This window comes from Xaviernesmea oryzae (assembly GCF_900109605.1).
Lineage (GTDB): Bacteria > Pseudomonadota > Alphaproteobacteria > Rhizobiales > Rhizobiaceae > Xaviernesmea > Xaviernesmea oryzae.
This window is the reverse complement of sequence record NZ_FOAM01000005.1, coordinates 115,323-130,788: the sequence shown is the minus strand read 5'-3', so window position 1 is coordinate 130,788 and position 15,466 is coordinate 115,323. Positions and strand designations below refer to the sequence as shown.

14 protein-coding genes are annotated in these 15,466 nt (G+C 62.1%); 7 read left to right on the top strand and 7 right to left on the bottom strand.

Translation table 11 applies throughout. The features are described from left to right. Positions 1–76: 76 nt before the first annotated feature. The 4 genes from BMX61_RS07730 to BMX61_RS07715 form a co-directional block, all read right to left on the bottom strand. Positions 77–280: a cold-shock protein gene (locus BMX61_RS07730; protein ID WP_012760580.1), complete on the bottom strand. Its 204-nt coding sequence runs from the start codon at positions 278–280 to the stop codon at positions 77–79. A gap of 359 nt (positions 281–639) precedes the next feature. Further along, positions 640–1,104, bottom strand: coding sequence for a TadE/TadG family type IV pilus assembly protein (locus BMX61_RS07725; RefSeq protein ID WP_075625960.1), 465 nt, complete (start codon positions 1,102–1,104; stop codon positions 640–642). Then, the gene (locus tag BMX61_RS07720) at positions 1,082–1,660 is read right to left on the bottom strand and encodes a TadE family protein (RefSeq protein ID WP_075625961.1); all 579 of its coding nucleotides are present in this window, start codon (positions 1,658–1,660) and stop codon (positions 1,082–1,084) included. Before BMX61_RS07720 ends, BMX61_RS07725 begins: the two co-directional genes overlap by 23 nt. Next, positions 1,657–3,549 (bottom strand): pilus assembly protein TadG-related protein, encoded by a 1,893-nt coding sequence (locus BMX61_RS07715; protein WP_075625962.1) that lies wholly within the window; start codon positions 3,547–3,549, stop codon positions 1,657–1,659. Before BMX61_RS07715 ends, BMX61_RS07720 begins: the two co-directional genes overlap by 4 nt. 473 nt (positions 3,550–4,022) lie before the next feature. Here BMX61_RS07715 and BMX61_RS07710 point away from each other — a divergent pair, with 473 nt between their 5' ends. Further along, positions 4,023–4,172 (top strand): Flp family type IVb pilin, encoded by a 150-nt coding sequence (locus BMX61_RS07710; protein WP_092742434.1) that lies wholly within the window; start codon positions 4,023–4,025, stop codon positions 4,170–4,172. A gap of 46 nt (positions 4,173–4,218) precedes the next feature. Here the strand turns inward: BMX61_RS07710 and BMX61_RS07705 are convergent, their stop codons facing one another. Continuing rightward, entirely contained in the window at positions 4,219–6,816 is a 2,598-nt protein-coding gene (locus tag BMX61_RS07705; protein ID WP_170854912.1) for a winged helix-turn-helix domain-containing protein, read from the bottom strand. Between the two features lie 133 nt (positions 6,817–6,949). Here BMX61_RS07705 and BMX61_RS07700 point away from each other — a divergent pair, with 133 nt between their 5' ends. From BMX61_RS07700 to BMX61_RS07675, 6 genes are all read left to right on the top strand, one after another. Further along, positions 6,950–8,392: an amidase gene (locus BMX61_RS07700; RefSeq protein WP_234794626.1), complete on the top strand. Its 1,443-nt coding sequence runs from the start codon at positions 6,950–6,952 to the stop codon at positions 8,390–8,392. Between the two features lie 238 nt (positions 8,393–8,630). Beyond that, on the top strand, positions 8,631–10,178 hold the full coding sequence (locus BMX61_RS07695; RefSeq protein ID WP_075625964.1) for an ABC transporter substrate-binding protein: 1,548 nt from the start codon (positions 8,631–8,633) through the stop codon (positions 10,176–10,178). Between the two features lie 67 nt (positions 10,179–10,245). Beyond that, positions 10,246–11,169: an ABC transporter permease gene (locus BMX61_RS07690; RefSeq protein ID WP_075625965.1), complete on the top strand. Its 924-nt coding sequence runs from the start codon at positions 10,246–10,248 to the stop codon at positions 11,167–11,169. After that, positions 11,166–12,014, top strand: coding sequence for an ABC transporter permease (locus tag BMX61_RS07685; protein ID WP_075625966.1), 849 nt, complete (start codon positions 11,166–11,168; stop codon positions 12,012–12,014). Before BMX61_RS07690 ends, BMX61_RS07685 begins: the two co-directional genes overlap by 4 nt. Then, positions 12,011–12,850 carry an ABC transporter ATP-binding protein gene (locus tag BMX61_RS07680; protein ID WP_092742431.1) on the top strand — a complete coding sequence of 280 codons (840 nt, stop codon included), beginning with the start codon at positions 12,011–12,013 and terminating at the stop codon, positions 12,848–12,850. The genes BMX61_RS07685 and BMX61_RS07680 overlap by 4 nt, the downstream gene beginning before the upstream one ends. After that, the gene (locus BMX61_RS07675; RefSeq protein ID WP_075625967.1) at positions 12,850–13,734 is read left to right on the top strand and encodes an ABC transporter ATP-binding protein; all 885 of its coding nucleotides are present in this window, start codon (positions 12,850–12,852) and stop codon (positions 13,732–13,734) included. The genes BMX61_RS07680 and BMX61_RS07675 overlap by 1 nt, the downstream gene beginning before the upstream one ends. Positions 13,735–13,750: 16 nt before the next feature. Here BMX61_RS07675 and BMX61_RS07670 read toward each other — a convergent pair whose 3' ends face one another. After that, positions 13,751–14,299 (bottom strand): NUDIX domain-containing protein, encoded by a 549-nt coding sequence (locus BMX61_RS07670; RefSeq protein WP_075625968.1) that lies wholly within the window; start codon positions 14,297–14,299, stop codon positions 13,751–13,753. A gap of 92 nt (positions 14,300–14,391) precedes the next feature. After that, on the bottom strand, positions 14,392–15,366 hold the full coding sequence (locus tag BMX61_RS07665; RefSeq protein WP_075625969.1) for a sugar-binding transcriptional regulator: 975 nt from the start codon (positions 15,364–15,366) through the stop codon (positions 14,392–14,394). Positions 15,367–15,466 lie beyond the last annotated feature (100 nt).

Below are 15,466 nucleotides of genomic sequence, written 5' to 3'. Positions count from 1 at the left end.
TGCTGGAGGCCTGATCCACATCTTGTCGCAGGCTTGCGCCAACAACCACGGACTGGCTCGTCACACCGCTCTAAACTTACAGAACGGAGACGTTCTCTGCCTTGGACTTTCCGGTCTTGCGATCCTGTCCGACTTCGAAGCTCACCTTGTCGCCTTCACGAAGCGAACCACCACGCTGCAGCGCCGATACATGGACGAATACGTCCTGTCCGCCGTTCTCGGGGGTGATGAAGCCGAAGCCCTTGTCGTCGTTGAAGAATTTAACTGTACCGGTTGCCATGGTAGTCCAATCATCTCTAAGCGTGGCATAAATGCGCGGGAAAGCTACAACGAGAACCGGATTGCATCAACCCGAGAAAAGCCGAACATGCCGCTCGCTATGTATAATCAGCTGTATCGACCTCTGTCAGACGCGGTTTGATCTCGGCAGAGCCACGTCTTTCCCGTCTTGCAGCACATCGCTCAGCAAGGCCTAGCATCCTGCTTCATGGCTTAAAACGCACGAATTGGTATGCAAAAGCCCCTTTTGGCCACGAGCAATCACAACCGGGCCGCTGAGCGCGCCACCCAGGTTGGGTCACATAAGCGAACCCGCGCCCGTTCTCAGACCGTGCCTTTGTCGCAGCCTCTTCCTGTTCCTCACGCTTGCTGTGTCGGAAAACATGCCTGGGCAGAGAGTTGATGATTCGCGGAGGAGAGAAAATCGACAAGAAGAGGTACGGCGGAATAGAGTGTCTTCGTGACCACGACTTGCGAGAAGCCTGCAGCGCCATGGCAGGTGGCCGAGTCCCGGACATCAATATCGACCTGCTCCAGCCTGATACCCATTCCTGCCGCCTGTGTCTGAACATAGGACAAGGCGCGCGCCGCGTCGAAGGCGCCTCCGGTGGAGCAGTCATTGCCGCGAATGCCGATGCAGCGCGCGCTCGTCGTCGCCACTTTTTCCAAGGCGTGGCGCATCCAGAGCACGCGGCCCGCTTCGATGCCGCCGAACAGCAGAAGCATCATCGGTGTCAGGACCATGGCGAACTCCACCGCTGCCGATCCCTTGTGATCGCCAACAAAGGCTTTCACCGGCAATTTATTGCACCAGCGCCACGACATTGACAGTGATCCCATTGTTGCTGATCAGGCCGTAGGTCGGAAAGACGGGCTTGTACGGTCTGTGATAGGCGATGCTGATATACCTGCCGGCAGAGCTTCCGTCCGCACAGGTCGATGTGCAGCCGACGCTTCCGCCCCAATCGATTACCCCGTTTGCCTGTGTCGGGCAGCGGCACTCGTCAGCCGAGCTGACGGAGCCCGATGAGGTCATCTGTGTCGCGGTAATGTCATACGCACGCAAGCCATTGATGGTCATGCGGGCCGTGCCGGCCGTATCGGGCGCGCGCAGAATCGAGGCGAGCACATTCGCGGTCGCGTCCGCCGTCGAGCTGGACAGGCCGGGGCCGCTTGCCAAGGCGGCATTGGCCGCGGCTGAAACGGCTTCGTTGGCCTGCATGCGTTTGAACACGAAGACGCCGAGTTCGCTGACCCCTGTCATCATGACGAGCATGACGGGAGCAATGAAGGCAAACTCCACTGCGGCAATGCCACGCCGGCTTTTGCAGAGATCGATGAGCCGAAGGTTGCTGACCAGCTTGGAAAGGAGGCTTGTCATCGAACGAGCCTCACGGACTTGCCGCCGCTGCCGCCGCCAGCCGACAGGAGCTTGTCACATTGCGAGGCGGCGGCACTTCCGCCCGAAATGCTGATGGCCGAGCCGATGAGGAAGAGGCAGACATCCTGCGCGGATGCGCCGCCGCTCATCGAGATCGGCGCGTTTGGAAAATAGAAGGCGCCGGAGATGTTGCTGCCGCTTGCACCCGATGTCAGCGTGGCGCCGGCCGCGATATTCGTCGGCCCAATCACGGCCAGCTGGGCAAATTTTCCCGACTCCGGCGCGCGCAGCACCATGTTCTTATAGCCGGCAGAGGCGCAGAAGGCCGTGTTGCTGCAGGCCTGACTGCTCATCGTTTCCTTGCCAGAAAGCGTGACCGTGACATCTCTCGCCGACAGGCTGATTTCGCGCCCCTGGCAGGTTACGGCGCCACCATTGTTCTGTCCGAGACCAAAATAGCCATCCACCGTGTAAGGACCTGACCCGAGCTCCAGGGCGCCGGACACATCGATCGAGCCCATGATGTCGTGTTGGCTGGCGGCCGGGAACGTCAGGCATGTGCCGCCCCCGCTTTGCACCTTGCCCCAGAGGCGGAAGATGGATGCCGTCGCGCTCGCGTCCGACAGGATGGCCGTGCCACTTTCCACGAGGATCGATTGCCCCTGCTGGCTTTTCCCGATCTTATAGGCATTGCTCGAGCCTGTGCCGAGCGTCGTCACATTGCTGCCGGAGACCTTCAAGCCGTCCGAGAGCTCAAAATCCGATGGACCGGCAAAGCTCAAGGTGCCGTTGCTGTTTCCACAGAGACTGAAGCCGCAGTCGGAAGACGGGCCGATGCGAAAGTTGCCGGCACCGAATGAGCCGGTATCCCCGTTCAGCGAAATTCCGCCCGGCACGTTGAACGTCCCCGGGCCGAATTTGAAATTGCCGCCCCCGGTCGAGCGAATGCTCTTGAAGTTATAGACCGTCGACGCCGGCCCGGAGAGATTGAACTCCACAGTCAGGCTGCTGCCGATCAGGAAGTTGCCGAAGGTGAGGGTGGTGCTCGTGCAGGTCACGCGCCAGATATCGGAATAGCTTGCCCGGCATCCTTGGGCTTTCAGAGCTTTGTCCAGTGCCTGCCGCTTCGACTGATCCCATCGATCAAATTCGAGATCATCGCCATCGACGGCTCGGGGCCGGGCCGGCGCATTGAGGGAGGCCTGTTCGCCAAAGCGGGCGACGGCCGCGAGAACGCCGGAATGCGCGGCCAGCGGATCGGCGGTGACGGCCTTGGAGATCGGCGCTGGGGTGCCGTCCTGTTTCTGGATGGTCTGACACCAACTCGGCTGGTCCGGCGGCGACGATGAATTGTAAAGAGCGGCCTTGGTCACGATCTTCGTGCCACAGGGCGAGGTGATGGTGGCGTTGGATGCCACCGTGCAATTCGGCACGTTGAGCGATGTGCCGCCTGACATGGTCACACCGGTGCCGGCGCTGTCGAGCGCGATGATGCATCCGTTGCCACCCGAACTGCTGGCAGTGCCGACTTCCGCGGAAGCGCTGGCCTTGATGACCAGGTCGCCGGCCTGCAACACCTTGGCCAGCAGCACGTTCTGGGCGCTTGCAATCGTCACGTTCACCGCCTTGGCGCCCGAAGTGCGCGGGGAGTCGATGAGGTCGATGGCCATGGCGCTCTCCGCCACATTGTGGAGCGCGCCGATATGGGCGGCGGCGGCATGCATCCGCTGCGTGGAGCCGGATGCGCCATAAGCCAGCGCACCGGCATAGGATGCAAGATCGGCGACCCGCTGCCGCTCGGACTGGGTGTTGAGCGCCCGGCCATAGTCGACCACCAATGCGCCGAAGCCGATGAGGACAGGAATCGCCAAGGCCCCGATCACAGCCATGCTCCCGTCATGCCGTTCAAGGATGCGCGGCAGACCGCCTTGCTTTCCCGAAGCCGGAAAGCCAGCGCTCGAAGTCTCTTTGACCCTCGATAGACGGCGGAACCACTGCAGAGCTTTTATCGATCTCATGTCTAGAGCCTGATGATCGGATCAGAGCAATCGCAACGGGTAAGATGATGCTTTCGCCCACCTCCCTTCATTAGAATCCGCAATATGAATTTATCGTGTATTTAGACCGAAGGATTCCAATATAAAAACAATCTAAAAAATATCATATTAAAATAAAACATTCTGTCATGTAGGATATCCAAAAGAGCGGATGGGTTTTATCAGTGTGTGCGTTTCCATAATTTTAGTAAGTTAGCGCTAATCAATCAATGGGCGGACTGGACGACGCGCGGCGGTAAATCCCGACGATCCCTGTCTGCGATTTTGGGGGCTGGAGGTGCGCTGTGTTGACGGGTCTGGTGCGGATGTTGAAGGATAGAAGCGGAGCCACTGCGCTGGAATATGGACTCATCGCCGCATTGATCGCCGGCGCTTTTGCAGGCGGTGCCAAGGTTCTTGGCGTGCAGCTCAACAGCACATTCGAGAATGTGAAGACGATCATGAGAAACTCTTGATCCATCAAGAGTGGTCGGTTGGCGTCCGTCAGGCGTGCCACCGACGTCACAGGCTGTCCAGCACGCGCAGCACAGCCTGGGTTCGGCTTTTCACGCCGAGCTTGGAGAAGATGCTTTTCGAATGCGTCTTCACGGTGTTGATATTGACGTCAAGCCTTTGGGCGATTTCGCCGTTCGAGAGGCCAAGACGCATCAGGTCGAGCACTTCTTCCTCCCTCTGGGTAAGGCCGCCGGGTGCCGGGTTGCGCAACGGGATGGCGCTTCGCCGTGGGGCAGAGGGTGAAGTTTGCGGCGCGCATGAGGGCAGAAAGACGCCGAGAACAGGCGCTGCGCCTTTTTCGGCGGCCATCTGGTCGTCCAGCATCCAGGGGAATTCCTGTTCCATACGGGCTGCCATGACGGAGCGGCCCTGGGCCCGTGCGGCAGCGCCCATGTACCGCAGTCTCGCCGTTGCGGCCTCTTTCTGGCCGGCTTCGCAGGCCGCGCGTGCTTCCACCACGTGGAAGGCATCCCAGATCATCCAGCAAGCTTTCGGAAAGCGGCGTTGCGCCTCGGGCAGATGCAGGCGCAGTCGCTCCCATTCGCGCATGCCCTCGGCGGGATAGCCGCGGCGAAACGCGCGATCGGCGCGCTCCAGCGCCAGTTGCAGTTCGAGCCGGAAATTCTCGCTTTCATAGGCGCGCCGGCTTGCGCGCATCAGCACGGCCGTGGCCTGATCGGCGCGATCCGTGGCATCGTAGAGACGTGCAAGCCCGATGGTGGCGGCAACCACACGCTCGCAGAGCCCGGAGACATCGCTGGCGGTATCGACTGGCATGGCGCGCGTCAAAAGCTGCTCGGCCCGGGCGAGTTGGCCTTGATCGAACGCGATCAGGCCAAGCAGGCCGGAGGGCAGGGCAACCATATAGGATTGTGCGCCGAAATGGCGCTCGGCAATTGCCAAGGCGTCCTGGAGAACCTCTTCGGCGTCCCGCATCAAGCCCCTGGCCAGCGAGACCATCGCCGCGATGCAGCGTGAATGGATGGCCCCCCAATGGCAGGACATGGCGTCGTAAACGCCGTTGGCGCGCCAGGTCAGCCGTTCCGCAAGCTCCAGATCGCCGGCATGGAGGGCGAGATAGCTGTGAATGGAGTCCAGATCGACCTGGCCGAAAGCCAGCTGATCGAGCTCGCGCCCTTCAAGCTGCGCAATATGTGCAAGACCGGCGGCAATGTCGCCATCATAGGCGCCGATCAGGGCTCGCATCAGATGGAGCCGACCAGAAATATCGAGCCCCGTTTCCCGCGCGATCATCGACATCCGGCTTGTCTCGTTGCTGGCGGCAAGCTCGATCGTGCGCAGCGTCTGCTCGGCCTGCGCGAAGCGGCGCAGGTTGATCGAGCGCCAGACCTGAAGCAATAGCAGAAGCGGTCGCTCCTCCCGGGCATCCTGGGGCAATTGCTGCATCCAGCGCGAGAAAAGCTCGAAGCGGCCATGGCTCAGATAGTCATACAGGCAGTAGCGCTCGATCAGCTCTGCCGCCCAGGCCGGTTGGCGACCGAGAAAGGCGTGGCGCACCGCGTCCAGAGGCGAGCCGTTTTCCAGGAACCAGCGCGCCGCGCGGCTATGGAGCTCGGCCACGGTTCCGCCGTCTTCCGTGTAGAGCCGCGCCTGAAGGAACTCCTGGAACAGGTGGTGATATTTGTACCAGCGCGGTGCGCCCGGCAGCGCGACGAGGAAGAGCTGGGCCTCCTCGAGAAAGGATAGGATCTCATTGCCGTCGCCGCGCTCCGTCACCGCATTGCAGAGATCACCGTGCAGGGCGTCGAGGATCGACGTTCTCGTCAGAAAGCCGTGGACCGCCTCAGGCAGGCCAAGCATCACCTCTTCCAGGAAATAATCTGCAAAAGCGCGATGGCTTCCGGCTGGCGGTGAGACGGCCATGGCGCCGGGCATGGTGCCGATGAGAAGCGAGGCCAGACGCAGGCCGGCCGCCCATCCTTCAGTGTAGCGATGCATGTCGCGGCTTTCCTGCGGGCTCATCGGCACCGACGATGCCGCCCGGAAGAAAGCTTCCGTCTCCGTCTCATCGAAGAAGAGATCCTCCACCGGTAGTTCGAGCACATCGCCGCTGACGCGCAGCCGGCTGATGGCGATTTGCGGCCGGTTGCGGCTGGCCAGAACGATGGTGAAATGCGGCAGTCGGGCGGTCAGAAGGCGGTGGATCGTCTCACCGCCATCCCGGCCTTCGGCCAGATGATAGTCATCGATGAAGAGGGCCAGGGCGCCTTGCGCACTGCGACGCGCGACGAGATCGATCAGGTGGGCAAGCGCATCCGGCGGGTCGATGAGCGAGAGCGCGGTGGCGCCGCCATCCTGCGTCAAAGGCTCCAGCGCGCGGATCAGTCCGTCGGTAAAACTCAGGGGATCGCGATCGGTGTCATGCGTGGAATACCACACCGTCGAGACATTCGCCGCCGTCAGGATCTCGTGCCACTGGGCGAGCAGGGTGGTCTTGCCCGAGCCGGCGGGTGCATGCACCAGTACCAGGCGATGACGCACCAGCAAATGGGCAAGTTCGGTCAGCCTCGGACGTTCGATCACGCCCTGCGAGGGGCGCGGCGGCGCCATGTGCCGGTTGTTGAGGCCTGTTCGCTGCGACACCAAGCATCTCCGTCTTCGGGCTGTCGTCGGCATCAGCCTATCACCCTTTCGGGTGAGAAGAAGTTTTTTTAAACCTCACCCCTAGGGATCATGCCAAATTTTAAGGCGCGCCGTAGTTTTGGGCAAATTCGGCATGAGGGTAATCACGGTGCAGCTGAGCGACTATCAGACTTACGACGCGACAGGCCTGGCGCAGTTGGTGGCGACAGGAGAGGTCAGCGCGGACGAACTGCTGAGCGCGGCGCTCGAGGCGGTCGATGCCGTCAATCAGCCGCTCAATGCCGTCGTTGCCACCTTCGAGGACGAGGCGCGTCGTTTCATTCGTGAGGAGATGAAGGATGGGCCGTTCAAAGGCGTGCCCTTTCTGCTCAAGGATCTGACCGCGCATTATGCCGGGCAGCCCACAGGAGCGGGCTGGCCACCGCGCGCCTTTCTCAAACCGGACGCGGATAGCGAACTTGTTCGCCGCTTCAAGAAGGCCGGCTTGGTCACCTTCGGCAAGACGGCAGTGCCGGAATTGGCGATGGACTGGACCACGCGCTCTCGTGCCCATGGCGTCACCAACAACCCCTGGGATGTAACGCGCACGGCCGGCACCTCCAGCGGCGGCACGGCGGCGGCCGTGGCTGCCGGTATCGTGCCAATGGGCCATGGCAATGATGGCGGCGGTTCGATTCGCGTTCCCTCGTCCGTCTGCGGCTGCTTCGGCCTGAAGCCCACGCGCGGGCGCAACCCGGTCGCGCCCTCCGGCAGCACCTGGCAGGGCATGCTGGTGGAACACGCCCTGACCCGCTCCGTGCGCGACAGTGCCGCCCTGCTCGACGCAACGGCAGGGGCTCATCCTGGGCAGTTCTTCAACAGCCCTGCGGGCGGCAACTTCCGCACGGAACTGGGCGTCGACCCCGGCTCTCTGCGCATCGCCGTTTCCACGCGCGCACCCTATGGCGCGCCCACCCATCCCGATTGCGCGGCGGCTGTGGCCGAGACGGTCCGGCTGCTGGAAGATCTTGGCCATGTCTGCGAAAAACACGATATCGACCTGCCGGCCGACGGCTGGGACGCTTTCGAAACCTTTATCCTAGCCGAATATGCAACCGACATGAAGCTGGAAGCGCAGGCGCTTGGCCGCGCGCTGACAGAGGCGGATTTTCCGCCCATGCTCTGGGACATGATCGAAGCGGGAAATCGGATCAGCGCGGTCGATGTCAATGTCGCAACGACCCGGCTGCATGCGGTCGCCGCAGCCGTCAATGCCACCTTTTCCCGCTACGACGTCTTTCTGTCACCGACGCTTGCGCAGCCACCGCTGCCGCACGAGGCCTTTCCGCAAGCGACCTCCATGCGCGGCCACTATGAATTCTATCTCTCGTGGATGCCGTTCACGCATATTTTCAACGTCAGCGGTGCGCCGGCCATGTCGGTGCCGCTCGCTTGGAATGGGGAAGGTCTGCCTATCGGCGTGCAGTTCGCCGCAGCGCCGGCTGCCGAAGGCCTGCTGTTCCGTCTGGCATCGCAGCTTGAGGCCGCGCGCCCCTGGGCAGCGCGCCGACCGCCGATCTCCGTCGGAGCGAAATGAGGCCAGGGCTAACGAAAGCACGTCGCCAAAAAGGGAATGGTGGTTCTGAGATAACGACATGCCACAAAACAAGGACGTAAAGCGTCGTCAGCAATCTTGGAAGGTCGTGACATGCTTTACGAGCTGCTGCCGGAGTTTGGGAGAGCGCTGGCGGACTGCCGTGAAAGACGGTGCAAGCGATTTTTGATGGCTGAGCCGCGCTGACATTCAACAACAACGAAAAGAGGGAACAAGACACATGACAAGTTCGATCAAAAGCAGACTGGCCTTGATGGCCGCTGCCACCGCAATCGGTCTCGCTGCTGGATTTTCCGCCGTGACGGCGGCCGATCTGACGGTGGCCCGCTCCGTCGATGCCGATAGCCTCGATGCGCAGAAGGCCAGCACCACGCAGTCTCTGCAAATCACCAACCTGATCTTCGACACCATGCTGACCATGGACAAAAGCGGATCGGTTCAGCCGGGTCTGGCCAGCGAATGGTCGATGTCGCCGGATGGAAAGACCTATCGTTTCACCATCCGCGATGGGCTGAAATGCCATGACGGCTCAAGCTTTGACGCCGCCGCCGCAAAAGCCAGCCTGGATCGCGCGCTTTCGCCCGAGACCAACAATCCGAACCTGTCCGCCTGGGGCCCGATCACCGGCAGCAAAGTCGATGGCAAGGCGCTGACGGTGTCGCTGTCTGAGCCTTACGGTCCGTTTGCCTCGTTCTTGACCAGCATCCAGGCCGCCTTCCTCTGCCCGTCTTCTTTCGCCTCCGCCGAATTCAAGCCGATCGGCACCGGTCCGTTCAAATTCGTTAGCTGGACGCGCAATGACAGCATTCAGCTGGCCGCCAATCCCGATTACAAAAATGCCAATCCGCTGATCGAAAATCCGGGCAAGCCGCATATCGACAAGCTGACCTTCAAGGTCATTCCGGAAGCCGTAGCCCGCATGGCGGCGCTTCGCTCAGGCGAGGCGGATTTGGTCGAGCCTTCGCTCGAAGAGGCGACGGACCTGAAGAACGATAGCAATTTCAAGGTATATGCCGCCGAACTCTCCGGGCAGCAGATGCTCGCCGCCTTCACCTGGAAGATCAAGCCGCTCGACAATCCCGAGATCCGCAAGGCGATCGGCATGGCGATGAACCGCGATGCTTACGCGTCGATCGCCTTCGAGGGCCTCGTCAACACGGCCAATTGCCCTGTCGCACCCAATCTCTTCTCCACGGATGAGGCGCTGTGCGCCAGCTGGGGCGTGAAATACGATCCCGAAGGCGCCAAGGCGATCATGGAGAAAGCCGGCTATACCAAGGACAAGCCGCTGAAGGTAAAACTGCTCGTGCACAAGCTGCCGGGCTGGGACCAGATGCATCAGATCATGCAGCAGGATCTTGCTGCCATCAATGTCGAAGCGGAGATCGAGACGCGCGAAGTGGCCGCCTTCTTCGACTATATGAAGGGTGTCAACGAGAAGACCGATGGCGAGCCCGCTGTCTGGACCATGGGCATGTCCGGCGTCGATCCCGATTATCTGACCTTCCTCTGGAAGCGTCCGGGCTTCGTCAATATGGGCCTGAATGCCGAGGTCGACACCATGCTCGACGAGCAGCGCAAGCTCTCCGGCGAGCCGCGCGCTGCCAAGATCCACGAGATCGAGAAGTACCTCATGGAAAATGCCTACGCGGTTCCGCTTCTGTCGCCCGGCTGGGGCTGGCTGATGGCCTCCAACGCCAAGGTCGAGGGCTTCAAGATGGGCTTCATGGTGTCGCTGCTCTTCAACGACGTCACCGTTTCGAAGTGACCATGCCACGGCTGCTGCGCGCGAGCGTGCGGAGCAGCCTCCTTGCGATGAAAGAGCCGGCGTATCGATGCTGCTGCTGATCCTCAAACGGGTTCTGACCGCTTTCGCCACGGTTCTCGCGGTGATCGTCCTGTCAGGCATTCTGATCCATCTCGTACCTGGCGATCCGGTCACCGCGATGATGGCGCAGTCCGTCACCGCAACGCCGGAAGTGATGGCCGCCATGCGCGCCCGTCTCGGCCTTGACCTGCCGGTCTGGCAGCAGGTGGCGCTTTATACCGGTCACGTGCTGCAAGGCGATCTCGGCATGACGATCCGTGGGAACGAACCGGTCGCCCGGCTTCTGCTGCAGCGTCTTCCCAACACCTTCGCACTGGCGGTCAGCGGCCTTGGCGTCGCGCTCGCGCTCGGCATTCCCCTGGGCTTCCTGGCTGCGATCAAGCGAGGCCGCCTGGCGGATACGATTGTCATGGTGATTGCGGTGCTCGGTGTGTCCGTTCCGGCCTTCTGGCTGGGACTGATCCTCATCCAGCTCTTCGCGCTCAAGCTCGGCTGGCTTCCGGTGGCCGGGTCCGGCTGGCGCAATATCCTCCTTCCCGCGCTGACCCTCGGCCTGACCTATTGCGCGCTTGTGGCGCGCATGACGCGCTCGGCGCTGATCGAAGTGCTTTCGGAAGATTACATTCGCACGGCACGCGCGCGCGGGCTCAAGGAACATCGCGTGCTTTTGGTCCATGCCCTGCGTCCGGCGCTGATCAGCATCGTCACCGTCGTCGGTCTGGTCTTTGCCTATCTGCTGGGTGGGCAGGTCATCATCGAAAACGTCTTTTCCTGGAATGGGATCGGCCGGCTGGCGGTGCAGGCGATGCTGGAGCGCGATTATCCGATGATCCAGGGCTTCATCGTCGTCTTCGCCACCTCGGTGGTCGTGGTTTCGATGCTGATCGATATTCTCTATGGCTTCCTCGATCCGCGCATGAGGCAGAGATGACCGTGCTTTCTCAGACCGTGCCGCGACGTCCACGTGTGTCTCCCACCGTCCTCCTGGGCCTCGGCCTAGCCACCATCATCGTGCTGGCATCGCTGCTCGCGCCCATGCTTGCGCCTTTCGACCCGCTGCGCATGGCCGCCGGCCCGCGTCTGGCCGCGCCGTCTCTCGCCCATCTCTTCGGCACCGACGAGTTTGGCCGCGATCTGTTCAGCCGCGTTCTTGCCGGCGGACGTCTGTCGCTGGGTATCGGCATCAGCGCTGTCGTCAGCGGGTTGCTGGTCGGCGGCGTGGTCGGCCTGGCCGCCGCCTTCGGCGGGCGGCTTACCGAGGCGGTCCTGCTGCGCGTGATCGACGTTCTTTATTCCTTTCCGGATACGTTGATCGCCCTGGCCCTTGTCGCCTTTCTGGGCCCCGGGATCGAGAACGCCACGCTGGCGATCGCCATCAGCCTCGTGCCCTTCTATGCCCGCGTCACCTATGGCTTGGCTGCGGCGGAGCGCTCGAAACCTTATATTGAGGCAGCAAGGCTGGCCGGCATTCGCTCGGGCAGGCTGGTGCGCGTGCATGTCATGCCGAATATCGGCCAGAGCCTTGTGGTGATGGCGACGCTCGGCTTTTCCTCGGCCATTCTTTCGGCGGCGGGCCTCTCCTTCCTCGGCCTTGGCGTGCAGCCGCCCTCGCCGGAGTGGGGCGCTATTCTGGCTTCCGGGCGTAACTACATCACCAAGGCGCCTTGGATCCTGATCTTTCCCGGCCTGGCTATCTGCCTGACGGTCCTGTCCTTCAATCTGATCGGCGACAGCCTGCGCGATCTTGCCGATCCACGTCGAAAGGCCCGGTCATGAGCGTTCCGTCCGTGACCATGCCCGCGCTCAGCCTGCGCGACCTCGCCATTCGCTTCGACGGGCCGCAAGGCCCTTTCCATGCCGTCGATGGCATCAGCTTCGATCTGCACCGTGGCGAAATTCTCGCTCTGGTCGGCGAATCCGGTAGCGGCAAAAGTCTGACTTCGCTTTCCATCCTGCAATTGCTGCCGGAGGCGGCGCGGATGAGCGGCCAGATCCTGCTCGATGGCCGCGACATTGCCGGTTTTCCACAACGTCAAATGCAGGACGTGCGCGGTGCGAAGATCGGCATGATCTTTCAGGAGCCGATGACCTCGCTGAACCCCGTCCTGACGATCGCCACCCAAATGACCGAGGGGCTTCTGCGCCATCATGGCCTGTCCAGAAAGGCAGCACTGGCGGCCGCACGCCAATCGCTTGACGATGTCGGTTTCACTGACCCGGACCGGGTGCTGCGCCAATATCCGCATCAGCTTTCTGGCGGCATGCGCCAGCGCGTGATGATCGCGGCAGCGCTGGCACTCAATCCTGATATCCTGATTGCCGATGAGCCGACGACCGCGCTCGACGTGACCGTGCAGGCTCAAGTGCTCGACCTGCTGGTCGATCTAAAAAACCGCACCGGCGCGGGCATCCTGCTGATTACGCACGATATCGGCGTGGTGGCCGAAACCGCCGACCGCGTCGCCGTCATGCGCGCTGGCCGCATCGTTGAAAGCGGATCTGTGGAAACCGTCCTGGGCGCGCCGCATCATGATTACACCAGGGCGCTGATGGCAGCCCATCTGACCGTGGACAAAGCGCTGGCCGCGCGGGCAGGGGAGGGACGCGCCTAATGAACCGTCCTCACTGTCTCGCGGTTGAAAACCTGCGCAAGTCCTTCCACTCTGGTGGGCGCGTGGTGCGGGCTCTTAACGGCGTCTCGCTTCAGCTGCACCAAGGCGAAACGCTTGGCGTGATCGGCGAGAGCGGGTCGGGCAAGTCGACCCTCGGCCGCATTGCCGTTGGCCTGGACACGGCAAGTGCGGGCAGCGTGATGATCGACGGGGAGCGCCTGGAAGCGCTGACGCCAGCGCTGCGGCGCCAGCGGCTGCGTACATGCCAGATGATCTTTCAGGATCCCTACTCCTCGCTCAATCCGCGGCTGACGATCGGCCGCCAGATCGGCGAGGGCCTGCTGTCGGCCGGCATGTCCGACTGGCGTGCCATCCGACAGGTTGTCGAGGATCTCCTGGAGCGCGTCGGCCTGAAGCGGGAGATGCATGACCGCTATCCGCATGAGTTTTCCGGTGGCCAGCGCCAGCGCATCGCCATCGCCCGGGCCCTGGCGCCCGGTCCCCGCATCGTCGTCGCCGATGAGCCGGTATCGGCGCTGGATGTCAGCATCCAGGCGCAGATCCTCGATCTTATGGCGGAGCTGCAGGCGGAAAAGCAGCTCTCCTACCTCTTCATCTCCCATGACATGGCGGTCATTGCCCGCCTCTGCGACCGCATCGCCGTCATGCATCGCGGCCGCTTGGTCGAAACCGGGCCGGCCCGGAGCGTGATCGAAGCGCCCGCGCATCCCTATACCCGCATGTTGCTCGACGCCGTTCCCCGCTTCGGCCGACGCCGCAGTGGCGCCAGACCGGTCTCCGTCACTTTGCCGCAGCATGGTGACGACGACGTTTTGGTGACCATTGCCGATGGCCATCAGGTGCTGCGGTCGAACGGGTCATGAAAGCGCCGGTTGGCGGCTAAAGAAGCCGTTTGAGACGCGCCAGCCCGAAAACGGCGACCGTGTTTGCATCCTGGATCTCTCCGCTGAGGATCATCGCTTCGACCGTGGCGATCGGGAAGGCGCGGGTGATGAGATCCTGTTCTTCGTGGTCTGGTGCGCTCACGCCGGCCTGAAGATCGGTGGCAAGATAAGCTCGGTATTTTTGTGTGGCGGTGCCGTAGAGCGGGTAAAGTTCGCCGATGAAGGTGATAGCACCGGCAATGAGGCCCGTTTCCTCCAGCAGTTCGCCGCGCGCCAGCGCCAGCGCATCTGCATCAGGGTCTTCTTCCCAGCTTCCCTGCGGCAGCTCCCACTGCCGCTGTTTGATCGGGTAGCGATATTGCTCGACGAGATGGATCATGCCGTCCTGCACCGGCAGGATAATCACGAAATCCGGTTTTTCCACAAAGCCATAAATTCCGTCAGAGCCATCGGCGCGGCGGATCGCGTCTTCGCGGACCTTCATCCAGCGATTTTCATAGACAAGTCTGCTTGCAAGCGTCTGAATGTCGGCGGGCTTGCTCATAGGGCCTCCTACGGCGTGGTCATTCGTCTCGTGTGTCTGGCCACCACGGATCACACGTAGCGTGATGTCAAAGCCGCATGCTCGACACGTTCTTACGGACCAAGCGCATCCAGCGTCAGCGCCGCATCGCCATCGATAATCAGGCCACTGACGATGCCGCTGCGCAGCAGGGCGCGCGCGGCCACGGCCTTTTCCGCACCGGCCACGAGCAGGATGACCTTGAGCTGCTTGAGCTCCTCAAAGCCTAGCGCGATCGTCCGGTCGTTGAGATCATGCGCCACCTGGCGGCCGAGATCGTCAAAGAAAATCCCGTTCGTATCGCCAACGGCGCCTGCGGCATGCAGGCTGTCGAGATCGGCCCGGCTGATCATGCCTTGCAGCCGCAGAAGCGAGCGCTCGGTCAATTCGCCTGCGCTGATGAAGCAGACCGAGGCCGAGCGGGCGATCTCCATCGCCTTGACGACCGAGCGCTGTGAAACCAGGACTTTCCGGTCCTCCACCGAGTCGGCGATGAAGGGCACGGGCAGGAAGAAGCCTTCGCCGCCTGTTCGCCGCGCCAGGCTGTGGACGACTTCGAAGGGGTTATAGGCATTGTTGGCGGTCAGCGAGCCCATCATCGAGATGAAGCGGGCGTGCGGCGCGCGTACACCTGCCAGCTGTAGCGTCATCTGTTCGATCGTGCGGCCCCAGCCGGTTCCGACCGTGATTGGATCGTTCTCCTCCAGCAGCCGCTTCAGGTGATTGGCGGCCGCCACGCCGACCGCGCGAAAGGCGATCTGCTTGCGCAGCTCGTCGTCGGCTTTCATCGCCTCGAAGCCGAAAGCCGGCGTCGACACGCAGAAATCGAGCCCAAACCGTTCGTGAAGGCTCGTCTCGACAGGCATGACGCCTACCCGCTGATGGTCGATCGAAATGCTGACAAGCCCGGTCTCACGCGCCTCGGCCAGCATCTTGTTGACCCGTGCGCGCGTCAGGCCAAGGCGGGATGCCGTCAGCTCCTGGTTGAGCCCTCCGACATAGTAATACCAGGCCGCCCGGACCATCAGCTCCTCGTCGCTCTCGCTCATTCCCGCTCCTTGCTCGTACAAATGTAATTCTGATTGACAATTGTAATCGTCAATTTATCAATAGGCCATCCGCGTAGGGAGCGCGGATGAGGAGGCGGGT

Coding starts and splice junctions, on each gene's coding strand:
- BMX61_RS07670 (WP_075625968.1), bottom strand. CDS start 14,299: ATGAGCAAGCCCGCCGACATTCAGACGCTTGCAAGCAGACTTGTCTAT.
- BMX61_RS07710 (WP_092742434.1), top strand. CDS start 4,023: ATGTTGAAGGATAGAAGCGGAGCCACTGCGCTGGAATATGGACTCATC.
- BMX61_RS07700 (WP_234794626.1), top strand. CDS start 6,950: ATGAGGGTAATCACGGTGCAGCTGAGCGACTATCAGACTTACGACGCG.
- BMX61_RS07695 (WP_075625964.1), top strand. CDS start 8,631: ATGACAAGTTCGATCAAAAGCAGACTGGCCTTGATGGCCGCTGCCACC.
- BMX61_RS07675 (WP_075625967.1), top strand. CDS start 12,850: ATGAACCGTCCTCACTGTCTCGCGGTTGAAAACCTGCGCAAGTCCTTC.
- BMX61_RS07680 (WP_092742431.1), top strand. CDS start 12,011: ATGAGCGTTCCGTCCGTGACCATGCCCGCGCTCAGCCTGCGCGACCTC.
- BMX61_RS07685 (WP_075625966.1), top strand. CDS start 11,166: ATGACCGTGCTTTCTCAGACCGTGCCGCGACGTCCACGTGTGTCTCCC.
- BMX61_RS07720 (WP_075625961.1), bottom strand. CDS start 1,660: ATGACAAGCCTCCTTTCCAAGCTGGTCAGCAACCTTCGGCTCATCGAT.
- BMX61_RS07690 (WP_075625965.1), top strand. CDS start 10,246: ATGCTGCTGCTGATCCTCAAACGGGTTCTGACCGCTTTCGCCACGGTT.
- BMX61_RS07725 (WP_075625960.1), bottom strand. CDS start 1,104: ATGTCGTGGCGCTGGTGCAATAAATTGCCGGTGAAAGCCTTTGTTGGC.
- BMX61_RS07715 (WP_075625962.1), bottom strand. CDS start 3,549: ATGGCTGTGATCGGGGCCTTGGCGATTCCTGTCCTCATCGGCTTCGGC.
- BMX61_RS07665 (WP_075625969.1), bottom strand. CDS start 15,366: ATGAGCGAGAGCGACGAGGAGCTGATGGTCCGGGCGGCCTGGTATTAC.
- BMX61_RS07730 (WP_012760580.1), bottom strand. CDS start 280: ATGGCAACCGGTACAGTTAAATTCTTCAACGACGACAAGGGCTTCGGC.